Annotated in this window: 15 protein-coding genes; 3 read left to right on the top strand and 12 right to left on the bottom strand. The window is 74.7% G+C overall.

Translation table 11 applies throughout. The features are described 5' to 3' along the window. The first annotated feature begins 112 nt into the window (after positions 1-112). The gene (locus RTG05_RS12510; RefSeq protein ID WP_166528913.1) at positions 113-1,936 is read left to right on the top strand and encodes a flavin-containing monooxygenase; all 1,824 of its coding nucleotides are present in this window, start codon (positions 113-115) and stop codon (positions 1,934-1,936) included. Positions 1,937-2,015: 79 nt separating this feature from the next. Here the strand turns inward: RTG05_RS12510 and RTG05_RS12515 are convergent, their stop codons facing one another. The 9 genes from RTG05_RS12515 to RTG05_RS12555 form a co-directional block, all read right to left on the bottom strand. Continuing rightward, positions 2,016-2,684 carry an SGNH/GDSL hydrolase family protein gene (locus RTG05_RS12515; RefSeq protein ID WP_315911842.1) on the bottom strand — a complete coding sequence of 223 codons (669 nt, stop codon included), beginning with the start codon at positions 2,682-2,684 and terminating at the stop codon, positions 2,016-2,018. A 115-nt stretch (positions 2,685-2,799) separates the two neighbouring features. After that, positions 2,800-3,570, bottom strand: a complete 771-nt coding sequence (fabG, locus tag RTG05_RS12520) for a 3-oxoacyl-ACP reductase FabG (protein WP_166528914.1) — start codon at positions 3,568-3,570, stop codon at positions 2,800-2,802. Positions 3,571-3,669: 99 nt separating this feature from the next. After that, positions 3,670-4,089: a DUF350 domain-containing protein gene (locus RTG05_RS12525; protein WP_166528915.1), complete on the bottom strand. Its 420-nt coding sequence runs from the start codon at positions 4,087-4,089 to the stop codon at positions 3,670-3,672. 197 nt (positions 4,090-4,286) lie between these two features. Further along, positions 4,287-4,550 (bottom strand): DUF8836 family protein, encoded by a 264-nt coding sequence (locus RTG05_RS12530; protein WP_166528916.1) that lies wholly within the window; start codon positions 4,548-4,550, stop codon positions 4,287-4,289. An 87-nt stretch (positions 4,551-4,637) separates the two neighbouring features. After that, on the bottom strand, positions 4,638-5,906 hold the full coding sequence (locus RTG05_RS12535; protein ID WP_315911843.1) for an AI-2E family transporter: 1,269 nt from the start codon (positions 5,904-5,906) through the stop codon (positions 4,638-4,640). Positions 5,907-6,083: 177 nt separating this feature from the next. Further along, on the bottom strand, positions 6,084-6,497 hold the full coding sequence (locus RTG05_RS12540) for an ankyrin repeat domain-containing protein (protein WP_315911844.1): 414 nt from the start codon (positions 6,495-6,497) through the stop codon (positions 6,084-6,086). Positions 6,498-6,546: 49 nt separating this feature from the next. Beyond that, positions 6,547-7,089 (bottom strand): hypothetical protein, encoded by a 543-nt coding sequence (locus RTG05_RS12545; RefSeq protein WP_166528918.1) that lies wholly within the window; start codon positions 7,087-7,089, stop codon positions 6,547-6,549. A gap of 106 nt (positions 7,090-7,195) precedes the next feature. Further along, the gene (locus tag RTG05_RS12550) at positions 7,196-7,765 is read right to left on the bottom strand and encodes a hypothetical protein (protein WP_166528919.1); all 570 of its coding nucleotides are present in this window, start codon (positions 7,763-7,765) and stop codon (positions 7,196-7,198) included. 38 nt (positions 7,766-7,803) lie between these two features. Beyond that, entirely contained in the window at positions 7,804-8,271 is a 468-nt protein-coding gene (locus tag RTG05_RS12555; protein WP_166528920.1) for a PPOX class F420-dependent oxidoreductase, read from the bottom strand. A 77-nt stretch (positions 8,272-8,348) separates the two neighbouring features. On the opposite strand from RTG05_RS12555, the gene RTG05_RS12560 reads away from it, so the two are divergent. Next, positions 8,349-9,710 (top strand): AI-2E family transporter, encoded by a 1,362-nt coding sequence (locus tag RTG05_RS12560; RefSeq protein ID WP_315911845.1) that lies wholly within the window; start codon positions 8,349-8,351, stop codon positions 9,708-9,710. 69 nt (positions 9,711-9,779) lie between these two features. Continuing rightward, on the top strand, positions 9,780-10,718 hold the full coding sequence (locus tag RTG05_RS12565) for a proteasome assembly chaperone family protein (RefSeq protein WP_166528921.1): 939 nt from the start codon (positions 9,780-9,782) through the stop codon (positions 10,716-10,718). Positions 10,719-10,858: 140 nt separating this feature from the next. On the opposite strand, the gene RTG05_RS12570 is transcribed toward RTG05_RS12565, so the two are convergent. The 3 genes from RTG05_RS12570 to RTG05_RS12580 form a co-directional block, all read right to left on the bottom strand. Beyond that, the gene (locus RTG05_RS12570) at positions 10,859-12,157 is read right to left on the bottom strand and encodes an MFS transporter (RefSeq protein WP_166528922.1); all 1,299 of its coding nucleotides are present in this window, start codon (positions 12,155-12,157) and stop codon (positions 10,859-10,861) included. A gap of 99 nt (positions 12,158-12,256) precedes the next feature. Then, positions 12,257-13,504: a formamidase gene (fmdA, locus tag RTG05_RS12575; RefSeq protein ID WP_166528923.1), complete on the bottom strand. Its 1,248-nt coding sequence runs from the start codon at positions 13,502-13,504 to the stop codon at positions 12,257-12,259. 45 nt (positions 13,505-13,549) lie between these two features. Beyond that, the gene (locus tag RTG05_RS12580) at positions 13,550-13,879 is read right to left on the bottom strand and encodes an FmdB family zinc ribbon protein (protein WP_166528924.1); all 330 of its coding nucleotides are present in this window, start codon (positions 13,877-13,879) and stop codon (positions 13,550-13,552) included. Positions 13,880-13,903: the final 24 nt, after the last annotated feature.

Here is a 13,903-nt window from a genome sequence, read left to right on the forward strand (position 1 = left end):
GACCTGCACCACGACCATAGGCGCTGCAACCCCCTGCAACGCTCCCCCTGCCCGGGCCGGGCGGGTCTGCTGGCGGCGACCGGAGTCGTGACGACGCAGGAGGCACTCCCCCGTGACGCAGACCATCGACCGGCCGGACACCACCGGCTCCCCTGCCGAGCGCACCGCCGCCTGGCTGACCGACTTCCAGGCCGCGCTCACCGCCCGCGACGTCGACCGGGCGGCCGGCATGTTCGCCGCCACCAGCTTCTGGCGGGACCTGGTCGCCTTCACCTGGAACATCACCACCGTCGAGTGCCCCGACGGCGTGCGCGACCTGCTCGGCGAGACCCTCGACCGCACCGACCCGACCGGCCTGCGCGCCAGCGAGGAGCCCACCGAGGACGACGGCGTCATCAGCGCCTGGATCGAGTTCGAGACCGCCGTCGGCCGCGGCCGCGGACACCTGCGGCTGACCGAGGGGGGCACGAGGGCGTTCACCCTGCTGACCACCCTCTACGAGCTGAAGGGCCACGAGGAGCCGCTGGGGGAACGCCGGCCGATGGGCGCCGAGCACGGTGCGAACCGGGAGCGGCTCACCTGGCGCGAGCGGCGCGAGCAGGAGGAGGCCGGTCTCGGGGTCACCACCCAACCCGAGGTGCTCGTGGTCGGCGGCGGGCAGGGCGGCATCGCGCTCGGCGCCCGGCTGCGCCAGCTCGGCGTCCCGGCCCTCGTCGTCGACAAGCTGCCCCGGCCCGGCGACCAGTGGCGCAGCCGGTACAAGTCGCTGTGCCTGCACGACCCGGTCTGGTACGACCACCTGCCCTACCTGAAGTTCCCGGACAACTGGCCGGTGTTCGCCCCCAAGGACAAGATCGGCGACTGGCTCGAGTTCTACGTGACCGTCATGGAGATCCCCTACTGGGGCAGCACCGCGGTGCGCTCGGCGTCCTACGACGAACAGGCCCAGGAGTGGACCGTCGAGGTCGACCGCGACGGGCAGCCGATGACCCTGCGCCCGAAGCAGCTGGTGCTGGCCACCGGCATGTCCGGCAAGCCCAACCACCCCTCGCTGCCCGGCCAGGACGTCTTCCGCGGCGAGCAGCAGCACTCCTCGCAGCACCCCGGCCCGGACGGCTACGCCGGCAAGAGGGTCGTGGTGGTCGGCAGCAACAACTCCGCCTTCGACATCTGCGGGGCGCTCTGGGAGGTCGGCGCCGACGTGACGATGGTGCAGCGCACCTCGACGCACATCGTGCGGAGCGACTCGCTCATGGAGATCGGCCTGGGCGCCCTCTACAGCGAGCAGGCCGTCGCCGACGGCGTCACCACCGAGAAGGCCGACCTGGTCTTCGCCTCCATCCCCTACCGGATCATGCACGAGTTCCAGATCCCGCTGTACCAGCAGATGAAGGAGCGCGACGCGGACTTCTACCGCCGGATGGAGGACGCCGGCTTCCGGCTGGACTGGGGCGACGACGGCTCCGGGCTGTTCATGAAGTACCTGCGCCGCGGCTCGGGCTACTACATCGACGTGGGTGCCGCCGACCTGGTGGCCAACGGCGACGTCAAGCTGGCGCACGGGCAGGTCGACCACCTGACCGAGGACGCCGTCGTCCTGGCCGACGGCACCGAGCTGCCCGCCGACCTGGTCGTCTACGCCACCGGCTACGGGTCGATGAACGGCTGGGCGGCGGACCTGATCAGCCAGGAGGTCGCCGACAGGGTGGGCAAGGTGTGGGGCCTGGGCTCGGACACCACCAAGGACCCGGGCCCGTGGGAGGGCGAGCAGCGCAACATGTGGAAGCCGACCCAGCAGCCCGGGCTGTGGTTCCACGGCGGCAACCTGCACCAGTCGCGGCACTACTCGCTGTACCTGGCGCTGCAGCTCAAGGCCCGCTACGAGGGGATCCCCACCCCGGTGTACCGGCTGCAGGAGGTGCACCACACGGCCTGACCCCGCCCTCCTGCGGGGCGGCCCCTGTGCAGGGCCCCGCCGCGAGCCTGCGAGCGGTGGGGGGCAGAGGGGTCCTCCGTCAGGCCGCGGCGCCGTCCCGGCGGGCGTGGGCGGCTGCCACCACGTACGGCGTCAGCGCCTGCGCGATGTGCGCGTAGCCGGCCGACGACGGGTGGAAGCGGTCGGCGGAGAACAGCGCCGGGTCGGTGCCGAACGCGGCGGTGACGGCGTCGGAGACGGCGGCCACCATGGCACCGGCGGAGCGGGCGACGGCCGCCTGCGCCCGCTGCAGCTGGACCGAGGCGGCCTGCACCAGGGGCCGCAGCGCCGGCGGCACCCAGGGCACGGTGGACATGTCCGGGGCGGGGACGACGACCACGTCGGTGCCGGCCGCGCGCAGCTCCTGCAGCGCCGACCCCAGCGCTGCGGCCGCTTGCGCCGGGGGCACCAGCCGGGCCAGGTCGTTGGCGCCGACGAGCACCACGGCGAGGTCCGGCTCCAGCGGCGCGGCGCGGCGGACCTGGGCGGCGAGGTCGCGGGACACGGCCCCGGGGACGGCGAGCACGGACAGCTCGACGTCGTAGCCGGCGCCGGTCAGGGCCGCGGCCAGCCGTGGGCCGAGGGCGTCCCGGGGCCCGGCGGCACCGGACCCGTGGGCGAGGGAGTCACCGAGCAGGACGAGCCGCAGGCCCTCGTGCAGGGGCCCGCCGCGAGCCTGCGAGTGGTGGGGGGCAGGAGGGTCCTTCAACACGCCAGGTGGAACAGCGCCGCACGCACCGCCATGCCCGGGCGGGAGCGGGTGCGCCGAGGCCCCGTTCCCGGCGGGGGAACGGGGCCTCGGTGCACACCCTCGGTGGGGCGGGTCAGGCGCGGGGGCCGCCCGCGGCGTAGACGACCTGGCCGGAGACGAAGCCGGCACCCTCGCTGACGAAGAACGAGGCCAGGTGCGCGATGTCCTCGGGCTGGCCGACGCGCTGCACCGGGATCTCCTTGGCGGCGTAGGTGATGAAGTCCTCGAACGCCACGCCCATCCGGTCGGCGGTGGCCTTGGTCATCTCGGTCTGGATGAAGCCCGGGGCGATCGCGTTGGCGGTGACGCCGAACTTGCCGAGCTCGATGGCCAGCGTCTTGGTGAAGCCCTGCAGGCCGGCCTTGGCCGTCGCGTAGTTGGCCTGGCCGCGGTTGCCCAGCGCCGAGGTGCTGGACAGGTTGACGATCCGGCCCCAGCGGGCGTCGATCATGTGCTTCTGCACCGCGCGGGTCATCAGGAAGGCGCCGCGCAGGTGCACGTTCATGACGACGTCCCAGTCGACCTCGGTCATCTTGAACAGCATGTTGTCGCGGATGACGCCGGCGTTGTTGACCAGCACCGTCGGGGCGCCCAGCTCGGCGGCGACCCGGGCGACCGCGGCCTCGACCTGCTCGGCGTCGCTGACGTCCGCGCCCAGCGCGAGCGCGCGGCCGCCGGCGGCCTCGATGGCCTCCACGGTCGCCTTGCCCGCGGCCTCGTCCAGGTCCAGCACGCCCACGGCGAACCCGTCCTGGGCCAGCCGGCGGGCGACGGCCGCGCCGATGCCACGGGCGGCCCCGGTGACGATGGCCACGCGGGGGCCGGTGCTGTTCGACTCGGTCATGTGTCGTCCTCTCCGCATCTGCACCGTCCGCGGTGCGCTGACCGACACGGTACGGGCGGCCACCGCGGGGCTACCCGCGGGTAGCCCCGACGCGGCGCGTCACGGCCAGATGCTGGCCACGACGATGCCCGCGACGGCCAGCTGGACGGCGGCGAGCACCAGGCTGGCCGGGTGGAAGCCGACCTCGGTGACGTGGTTGCCGAGCTTGCCGGGGGTGACCAGGTCGAGCACGACGAACGCCACCGCCTGCAGCAGCACGCCCAGCACGCCGAACACCACCGTGTACAGCAGCGCCTCGCCGAACCCGCTGGTGGCGTTCGTCCAGATCGCGGCGAAGATGACCAGCCCCTGGGCGAGGAACCCGGCCGCCAGGACGACGCCGGCGCTGATCGACCGCTGCTCGTGGATGTGCCGGCCGAGGTGGCCGGGGGTGAGCAGGTCGAGAGCGAGGAAGCCGAGGGTCAGCAGCACGATGCCGACCCCGGTGTAGGCGACGGCGTAACCGATGCTGGCCAGCACAGGAGGACCTCCGGGGGACGCGGGACGGGCGGACGCCGCACGTGTCTACCGCACCCGGGCCCCGCGACCGGCCCCGGCGTGCGGGGCCGGTGCCACCTCACCCGACCGGGTCCCCCGGCCCGCGCCCTCGGTGGCGGCGGCCCTCCTGCAGGGGCCCGCCCCGAGCCTGCGAGCGGTGGGGGCAGGAGGGTCCTCCCTCAGGCGCTCTGGCGCAGCGGCGTCACGTCCGCGTCGTCCTCCAGCGCCGGCCGCGGCGCCGGGTGCTCCACCAGCGCGAGGACCCGACCGGCCATGAACCGCGCGGTGCGCACGGTGGTGCCCCCGCGGGTGGTCTCGGTGACCTCCACGAGCCCGCGGCCGTGGCGCACGTCCACCCGCCGGCCGGCCCGCGTGGCCTCGATCTCGTAGGTGCGCGTGCTGCCGCCCGCGTCGATCACGACCTCGACCCGATCGCCCTTCATGCCGCCTCCCGACGTCGCGCCGGGCGAGGTGCCCGACGTGGTGACAACGTCCTCCAGGGGTCCGACATTCCGCCCTGACCTGCGCGTTCACTCCTCCGGCGGGCGTCGGTGCGGCCGCGGCACGTGCAGCGCCCGGACCGAGGCCAGGGCCGCCCGCCGGGCGTGCGCGCGCTGCCGGGCGCGGCTGGTCCGGGGGGCCCGGGGCTCCTCGCGCAGCAGCGCGTCCAGCCACTGCCCGCGCGGGTCGACGTCCACGAGCAGCGCCTTGAGCAGCAGGGTCAGCGGGATGGCCAGCAGCGCACCGAGCGCGCCGAGCACCCAGCCCCAGAACAGCAGCGCGACGAAGGTGACCGTCATCGACAGGCCCACCGAGTCCCCGACGAAGCGCGGCTGGATCAGCGTCTGGACGACGAAGTTGAGCAGCGCGTAGACGGCGACGACGGTCCAGAAGTCGCTCCACCCGCCGTCGAGCAGGGCGAGGATCGCAGGGGGCACCAGGCCGAGGACGAACCCGATGTTGGGCACGTAGTTGGTGATGAAGGACAGCAGCCCCCACACCACCGGCAGCGGGATGCCGATGATCGCCAGCGCCACCGTGTCCCCGACCGCGACGACGGCACCGAAGACGGTGCTGACCCACAGGTAGCTGCGGGTGCCGCGGGCGAACAGCCCCAGGGCGATCGGCAGGTGCGGGCGGTCGGCGGCGACCAGCGCCAGCCGCCGGCCGAACCCGCCGGACTCGATGGACAGGAACACCAGGGCCGCCAGCAGCAGCACCAGCGTGGAGGCGGTGTCGGTGGCCCCGGCGAGCACCCCGGTCGCGACGCCGACGAGCTGGCCGTAGTCGAACTGGGCGACGAGGTCGGAGAGCTGGCCGGAGACGATGCCGCGGTCGTTGAGGTCGTCGACGACCGAGGCGACCAGCGCCTCGGCCTCCCCCGCGTAGGCCGGCAGCAGCGCGGCGAACTGGGCGACCGACACCACGAGCAGGCTGACGAAGCCGAGCAGCACGGTGCACACCACCAGGAGCAGCACCGTGGTGCTGGCCCACCGCGGCCAGCCGTGCCGCTGCAGGAAGCGCTGCACCGGGGCGAGCGCGACCACGACGACGAGGGCGAGCAGCACCGGGCCGACCAGCCAGGCGATCGAGCGCACCCCGGCGATCGCGATCGTGGCGGTGGCCGCGCCGATCAGCAGCACCATCCAGCGCGGCATGCCGCCGGTCGCCGGACCGGGGCCGGACTCCGGCGGCGGCTCGGGCGCGGCACCGGCGTCCGCGGCGGCCCGCGCCTCGAGCGCGGAACCCTGCACCTCGGCGGCGACGGCCGGCGGCAGGGCGGTGGACCCGGTGGTCACCGGACCGCCGGCCCTGGACGGCGGGACACCTCGCTGCACGGCCACGGTCGCCCCGTCTCAGGCCGCGGGACCGGGACGGCGCAGGCCGGTCGGGGACGCGTGCTCACCGGTCATGGGCCCTCCTCCGCGGGACGCCGGGTCCGCCGGGTGCCACCCTGGCACGCCGGGCCGGCCGGATCAGGAACGCGCACCGTCCAGCAGTGCGCCCATGGCCGGCAGGTCGAAGAACACCGCGGTCTCCCGCGCGGTCGGGCCGCCGGCGTCCGGGTCGGCACCGGCGCGCAGCAGCGCGAGCACGGCGTCCCCGGACTGCCTGAACACCGCCGCAGCCAGGGCCGTCTGCCCCCGGTCGTTGACCCGGCCGGGGTCGGCACCGCGGTCCAGCAGGGCGGTGACGGTGTCGGGGTGCCCGTGGTAGGCGGCGAGGAGCAGCAGCGTGTCGCCCTTGTCGTTGGTCAGGTCGACCGGTACGCCGGCGTCGAGGTAGGCGGCGAGCTGCTCGGTGGCCCCGGCGCGCGCCAGGTCGAAGACCCGACCGGCCAGCTCGATGACGCCCGGGTCGATCCCACCGCTGCCCTGCTGTCCGGTCACGGCGTCGAGCCTAGGAGGTCGGCACGGCCGGCGGGGACGGCGCCGGGCCTCAGTCCGCCGCCTCCTCGGCCGCGTCGACCCGGCCGCCGAAGGTGCGCGCGGCGACCTCGCGCCGCGCGCCGGTCAGCCAGGCGTGCTGGCGGTCGGCCTGCTCGATGAGCCGGTCCAGCAGCGCCTCGTCGAGCCGGTCCTCCACCTCGGCGATCGCGCGCAGCGTCTCGAAGCCGCTGCGCTTGGCCCGGACGGCGGAGGCGAGGAACTCGAACTCCACCACGTCGCTGAGCGGCGAGCGGCTGAACACCCGCCCGTTGAGCTTGGCGCGGGTGACCTTCTCCCCCACCCACAGCAGCAGCTGCTTGTAGTGCCGCACCGGGAGACCGAGGGTGTGCAGGAACGCGGTCAGCGCGTCGTTCTCCTCGTGCAGCTCCGCGCGCAGCTGGTGCAGCGGCGGCTCGTACGCGGTGCCGCGGTGCACCCCGATCATCCGGCCGACCAGCTCGATCCCCCCGACGGAGGCGGCCAGGTGGTCGTTGCAGTACACGGCGAGCAGGTCGGCATTGCGGACACCGCCGGTGGTGGTCGACTCGGACACGGGTCCTCCCAGGGACGGACGGCGCAGATGCGGAACGCATTCTCCCCCGCCGGGTGATCACCGCGCGACGGCTGCCGGTGCCCGGAGGCGGATCCGGTGCCGCGGGTCACCCGGCCGCGCGCTCGAGCAGCCGAACCGCGGTGGGGCGCAGCTCGCGCTCCAGCTCCCACAGCCCGGCGGCCAGCCGCTGGCCCACCGCCTGGCGGGAGATGCCCAGGGTGGCCGCGGCGGAGGCCTGGGTCCGCCCGGCGCCGACCAGCGCGACCGCCTCCCACGCCGGGGCGCTGCGGCGCTGCACCACCACGGCCAGCGCGCTGAGCACCGCCTGCGCGTCGGCGGCGTCGGGCAGGACGGCGCCGCGCACGGCCAGCCGGACGCCGCGCTGCCCGGCCGCCTCCAGGGCGCGCCGCGCGTGCAGGTGCGCCGGCCCGCCGCGGGCGCCGTCCGGCAGTGGCCCGGCCCCCACGCCGATGCTGCGGGCGCCCTCGCGCACCAGCCGCAGGACGACGTCGACGACGACGGCGGGGTCGGTCAGGACCCCCTCGAGCTCCTCGCCCGCCGTCCGCTCGGTGGCCGGCGCCGCGGGGACGTCGTCCGCGAGCCGCCGCAGCACGCCACCGACCCGGTCCGGGCCGGGGCGGGCGCCGTGCCGGGCGACGCTGAGCACGAAGGGCACCGCGGGAGCGTGCCCGCTGTGCCGGGCCGGGGCAAGCCTCAGGGCTTGTCGGCGAGCTCCGGGGGGAAGCCCCCGGTGGCGATCGGGCCCCAGCGCTCGACGGTGACGCGCAGCAGCGACTTGCCCTGCCGGGTCATCGCCGCGCGGTACTCCTCCCAGTCGGGGTGCTCGCCGCTGATGGCCCGGTAGTAGTCGACCAGCGGCTCGAGCGCCTCGGGCAGGTCGAGCACCTCGGCGGTCCCGTCGACCTGCACCCACGGGCCGTCGAAGTCGTCGGACAGCACGCACAGGGAGACCGCCGGGTCCCGCCGGGCGTTGACCGCCTTGGCCCGCTGCGGGTACGTGGAGACGACCACCCGGCCCCGCTCGTCCAGCCCGCAGCTGACCGGGGACAGCTGCACGCCGCCCCCGCTGCGGCGGGTGAGCAGCACCGCCCGGTGGCGGGGACGGAGGAAGTCCTCGAGGGCGGCGCGGTCGACCCGCTCAGCGGTCGCGGTTCTCGGCATGTGCGGGACGTTACGACGGCCAGTGCATGATCGTCGGACCCCCGGAGGGGGTAGTGATGACGACTGTGACCAGTCGCATGAGGCCCCGCCTGCCCTCCGGCGCGGGCGCGTCGTCCACCGAGCCGCCCGGCGAGCTGCCCACCGCGAGCGCGCGGACCCCCAGCTTCGCCAGCATCCCGACCGCCGCGGCGACCTCCAGCCCGGCACCCAGTGCGGAGCGCGGGCCCCGGCTGCAGAAGGGCGTCCGGGCACTGGCCATCGCCTCGGCGCAGCTGCTGGTCATCGCAGCCGGGCTGGTGGTGGTCGGCTGGGTCCTGGGGATGCTGTGGCCCGTCCTGCTGCCGGTCATCCTGGCCTTGCTGTTCGCGACCGTGCTGTGGCCGCCCACCCGGCTGCTGCGCCGGGCGGGCCTGCCCGCCGCGCTGGCCGCGCTCGTGGTGCTGCTGGGCTTCCTGGCGGTCATCGTGGGGCTGTTCTCCTGGATCGTCCCGCAGGTCGCCGACCAGGCCGAGGAGCTGGCCGACGCGGCCACCGCCGGGCTGCAGGACGTCCAGGAGTGGGTGAGCGGGCCGCCGCTCAACCTGGGCGAGGACCAGATTGGGAACGCGGTCGACCAGGTCATCAACACCATCCAGGGCAACGCGCAGAACATCGCCGGCTACGCGCTCACCGGCGCGACGGCCGTCGGCGGCCTGCTGCTCAACCTGGTGCTCGCCCTGGTGCTGGTCTTCTTCTTCCTCAAGGACGGCCCCCGCTGGCTGCCCTGGCTGGCCGCGCAGACAGGCCCGAAGGTCGCCCCGCACGTCGGAGCGCTGTCCTACAAGACCTGGAGCACGCTGTCGGAGTTCATCCGCCAGCAGGCCCTGGTGGGCTTCATCGACGCCTTCTTCATCGGCCTGGGGCTGTGGATCCTCGGCGTCCCGCTGGTGCTGCCGCTGGCCGTGCTGACCTTCTTCGGGGCGTTCATCCCGATCATCGGTGCCTTCGTCGCGGGCTTCTTCGCCGTGATCGTCGCGCTGGTCAGCAACGGCTGGCAGACCGCGCTCATCGTGCTGGTGATCGTGCTGGTGGTGCAGCAGGTCGAGGGCAACGTGCTGCAGCCGATCCTGCAGGGCCGGGGGCTGAACCTGCACGCGGCCGTGGTCATCCTGGCGGTCACCCTCGGCGGCAGCCTGTACGGCATCCTGGGCACCTTCCTCGGCGTCCCGGTGGCCGCGCTGATCGCCGTCGTCTACCGGTACCTGCGCGACGAGCTCGACGGGCGGACACCGGAGATCGCCGACGACGGCACCCGGGTGCAGGTCACCGGGGACGAGACCGGCGCGACCGTCGTCCGGGAGCGGGTCGCCACCCCCGGGCACCGGGACGTCCCGGGGGACGAGGACGGGGAGACCGCGACCGGCGCGGCGGACGACGGGCCGGCCCGCCCACCCGCCTGAGGCGGCGGGGAATGCGCCCGCCGCGGGCGGGGCTGTAGTCGGCGAGTCCGGGACGAGGGAGGCACCACCGTGGCGCAGCGACCGGAGGAGCTCGTCGAGCTGCTCCCCGAGGCCGAGCCGTTCCTGGCCCGCGCGGCCGGGGACGACGGCCCCCGGCTGGTCCTGGTGCACGACCTGGCCGGTGAGTTCGACGCGGCGTCCGCGGGGGCGCTGGCCGGCGCCCACCTGCTGCGCGAGCTGCCGCACCGGGTGGTCGCCCGCTTCGACGTCGACGGCCTGGTCGACTACCGCGCGCACCGGCCGCGGATCACCTTCAACGGCGACCGCTACGAGTCCTTCGCCGCGCCGGAGATCACCCTGTACGCCCTGGAGGACGACGGCGGGCGGCCGTTCCTGCTGCTGCACGGCGCGGAGCCGGACTTCGCCTGGGAGGCGTTCGTGACCGCCGTCCGCGGGCTGGTCCAGCGCTTCGGCGTCGGCACGGTCGTGGCGCTGCAGGCCATCCCGATGCCGGTGCCGCACACCCGTCCGGTCACGGTGACGGCGCACGCGACGCGTCGCCCGCTGATCGCCGAGTACCCGGTCTACTGGGGTGAGATCCGGGTGCCCGGCAGCATCGCCGCGCTGCTGGAGCTGCGGCTGGGCGAGGCCGGCGTGGACGCGTGCGGGGTGGCCGCGCACGTGCCGCACTACCTGACCCAGGCGACCTTCCCCGCCGCCTCGCTGACCCTGCTGGAGCACCTGTCCGGGCTGACCGGGCTGCAGCTGCCGACCGAGGCGCTGCGGGAGGCCGCGGAGGCGCACCGCGCCGAGGTCGACGAGCAGATCGCCCGGTCGCCGGAGAACACCGCGGTGGTGGCCGCGCTGGAGCAGCAGTTCGACCAGTTCACCGCCGCGCGCGCGGGCAGCGACCTGCTCGGCGACGTCGGCGAGGTGCCCAGCGGCGACGAGCTCGGGGCGGAGTTCGAGCGGTTCCTCGCCGAGCAGGAACGCCGCCGCGGGGACTGACGCAAGGACCCCGTCCTCCCCACCCCTCGCAGGCTCGGGGCGGGACCCGGGACGGGGCCGCCGTCCCTCGCACCACTCGCGAGCTCGCGGCGAGCCTCCGGACGGGGCCTCGACTGGCGGGCGGACGGCGCGGGTGACGCTCAGCGCGTCCGGGTGGTGCTCATCCCGATCGCGCCGAGGACGCCCACCACGGCGAAGACGTAGAAGCCCCAGGGGAAGGCCACCCCGGCGGTGACCAGTGCCCCGGTGACCACCGGGCCGACGATGGCGCCGATCCGCCCTGCCCCGGCCGACCAGCCCAGCGCGGTCGCGCGGACCTGCGGCGGGTGGTGGGCGCTGACGAAGGCGTAGACGAGCACCTGGGCGCTGAAGACGAAGCAGCCGGTGAGGAAGCACATGGCGTACAGCCCGGCGGTGGGCAGCCGGACGGACAGCAGCGCCAGGAACAGCGCGCCGGAGGCGAACCAGGCCATCCCCGCGGTGCGTGCGCCGACCCGGTCGGCGACCGTGCCGGCGACCAGCAGTCCGACGATCGCGCCCACGTTGAGCACCAGCAGGAACGCCAGCGAGGAGCCGAGGTCGTAGCCGGCCTCGCGCATGATCGTCGGCAGCCAGTTGTTCAGGCCGTAGACCAGCAGCAGGCCCATGAACGAGGTGACGCCGACCGCCACGGTGTTGCGCAGCCGGCCGGCGGTGAACAGCGTGCGCACGGTGGCCGCCGCACCCGTGGCGCCCTCCTCGCCGGCCGGCACGGGGGCGTCGTCCAGGGTCAGCCCGTGCCGGCGGGCCACCTCCTCGGCCTCCGCGCACCGGCCCTGCGCCAGCAGGTAGCCGGCCGACTCCGGCAGGTGGCGCACCATCAGCGGCACCAGCACCAGCGCCGGCAGGGCGCCGATGACGAACATCGCCCGCCAGCCCAGGGTGGGGATGACGACGATCGCCAGGGCGGCGGTGGCGACCGCGCCCACGTGGTAGCCGGTCATGATCGTGGTGGTCGCCCGGCCGCTGCGCCCGCTGCGGCTGAACTCGTTGACCATCGCGATCGCCGTCGGCAGGCAGCCGCCCAGGCCGATGCCGGCGAGGAACCGCAGCACACCGAAGACCGCGGCGTTGGGCGCGAAGGCGCACAGCAGGGTGAGCAGCGAGAACGCGGCGACGGCGCCGATCAGCGCCCTCCGGCGGCCGACCACGTCGGTGAGGGTGCCGATGGTCAGCGCGCCGACCATCATGCCGAGCAGCCCGACGGTGATGACCGCGGTCGCCCCGCTGCCGGACAGCCCCCACTCCTCCGGCGTGCGCAGCGTGGGGATGACCGTGCCGACGACGACGAGGTCGAAGCCGTCGAGCAGGACGGCGACCCAGCACAGCGGCGCGACCCACTCGGCGGCGCGCGCCCGTGTCCCCGTCGCGGCGGCCGGGGACGGCGGTGCGGTGCTCATGGTGCCTCCTGACGCGACGGTGCGGACCCGCGCAGGACGCTAGGTGACCCGGGCCACTCCTCCCAGCCCGACCTCCCGGTCAGTGGAAGCGCCGCGCACTCAGGAGGTGACGCAGACCTGCCCGCGGTCGCGGCGCTGCGGTCCCTGCCCGCCGGGGCGGATGTCCTCGTCGAAGATCTCCGTGGGCAGGAACACCGAGCAGCAGGCGTTGGGGATGTCGACCACCCCGCCGATGCGGCCCTCGATCGGCGAGGTGCCGAGGATGAGGTAGGCCTGCTCGCCGGTGTAACCCCACTTCTCCAGGTAGCGGATGGCGTTCAGGCAGGCGTTGCGGTAGGCCAGCGTGGCGTCCAGGTAGGCGTTGGTGTCGTCGCGGTGGTCGACGGAGACGCCGATGAACGTGAGGAACTCCGAGTAGCGCGGCTCCACCCGGCCGGGCATGAAGATCGGGTTGGTGGTGACGCCGTAGGTCTCCATGCCGCCCTTGATCAGGTCGACGTGGAAGTCGATGAAGCCGCCCATCTCGATGGCGCCGCAGAAGTTGATCTCGCCGTCGCCCTGGCTGAAGTGCAGGTCGCCGCCGGAGAGCAGCGCGCCGTCGACCCAGACCGGGTAGAAGACCCGGCTGCCGCGCGTGAGGTTCTTGATGTCGTGGTTGCCGCCGTTCTCCCGCGCCGGCACGGTACGGGCGCCGTCCCGGCCGATCGCCTCGAGCAGGTCGCCGGTGGCCGTGCCGGCCAGCACGTTGTCCGGCAGTGGCGGCAGCGCGAGGGCCGGCACCCGGTCCGGGTCGGTGGCGATGAGCGCGCGCTCCCGGGCGTTCCAGCGGGCCAGCAGGTCCGCCGACGGGGCGGTGCCGAACAGGCCGGGGTGGGTGATGCCGGTGTACTGCACCCCGGGCACGTGGCGGGAGGTGCAGGTCTGCCCGCGGAAGTCCCAGATCGCCTTGTAGGCGTCGGGGTAGTAGTCGGTGAGGAACCCGCCGCCGTTGACCTTGGCGAAGATGCCGGAGTACCCCCAGCCCTCCCCGCAGTTGGGACCCTGGGTCTGCGGCACCGGCCCGAGGTCGAGGATGTCGACGACCAACAGGTCACCGGGCTCGGCGCCCTCCACCGCGATCGGCCCGGACAGCATGTGCGCGTGGGACAGGTCGACGTCGCGGACGTCGTTGGCCGAGTCGTTGTTCAGGATCTGCCCGTCGGTCCACTCCCGGCACTCCACCCGGATGTCCTGCCCCGGCCGGACGGTGACCGCCGGCGGGATGTCCGGGTGCCACCGGTTGTGGCCGGGGACGGCCTGGTCGCGCATGGACCTGCTCTGGTCGACGCTGAAGACGACGTCGGGCACGGCGGTTCCTCTCGCTCGGGGACGGGGAGCGGCGCTCCCCGCCGGTCACCAGGTGGGCAGGGGCTGGTGCGGGCCGGCCGGGCGCCGGGCGGCGGTCACCGGGGCGGCCCCGGTGACCGGGCTCCATCGCCGGCCGCGGGGGCGTGGGGCGCCCGCCGGCAGGGAGCGGACCACCTGCGGCGTCTCGGCGCTGGCGTCGGCGGCGGCCGCGGCGCGGGACAGCGCGGCGGGCGTCGTGGACAGCGTTGGGGCCGTGTACACCCGCGCGGAGTCCGCCCGGCAGGCCGGGCACGGGTGGGTCGGGCGGACCGCGGTCATGGGCACGACCACCTCGAACTCCGCGTCGTCCGGGCAGCGGAACACGTACGTCGCCATGGCCGCGGTTCCTTCCACGTGGAA

The sequence above is a fragment of the Geodermatophilus sp. DSM 44513 genome, from assembly GCF_032460525.1.
Taxonomy (GTDB): Bacteria; Actinomycetota; Actinomycetes; order Mycobacteriales; family Geodermatophilaceae; genus Geodermatophilus.

Bases quoted from the DNA above. Each gene is read 5' to 3' on its own strand.
- fabG (WP_166528914.1), bottom strand. From the start codon at position 3,570: ATGACCGAGTCGAACAGCACCGGCCCCCGCGTGGCCATCGTCACCGGG.
- RTG05_RS12530 (WP_166528916.1), bottom strand. From the start codon at position 4,550: ATGAAGGGCGATCGGGTCGAGGTCGTGATCGACGCGGGCGGCAGCACG.
- RTG05_RS12570 (WP_166528922.1), bottom strand. From the start codon at position 12,157: ATGAGCACCGCACCGCCGTCCCCGGCCGCCGCGACGGGGACACGGGCG.
- RTG05_RS12560 (WP_315911845.1), top strand. From the start codon at position 8,349: ATGAGGCCCCGCCTGCCCTCCGGCGCGGGCGCGTCGTCCACCGAGCCG.
- RTG05_RS12580 (WP_166528924.1), bottom strand. From the start codon at position 13,879: ATGGCGACGTACGTGTTCCGCTGCCCGGACGACGCGGAGTTCGAGGTG.
- RTG05_RS12555 (WP_166528920.1), bottom strand. From the start codon at position 8,271: ATGCCGAGAACCGCGACCGCTGAGCGGGTCGACCGCGCCGCCCTCGAG.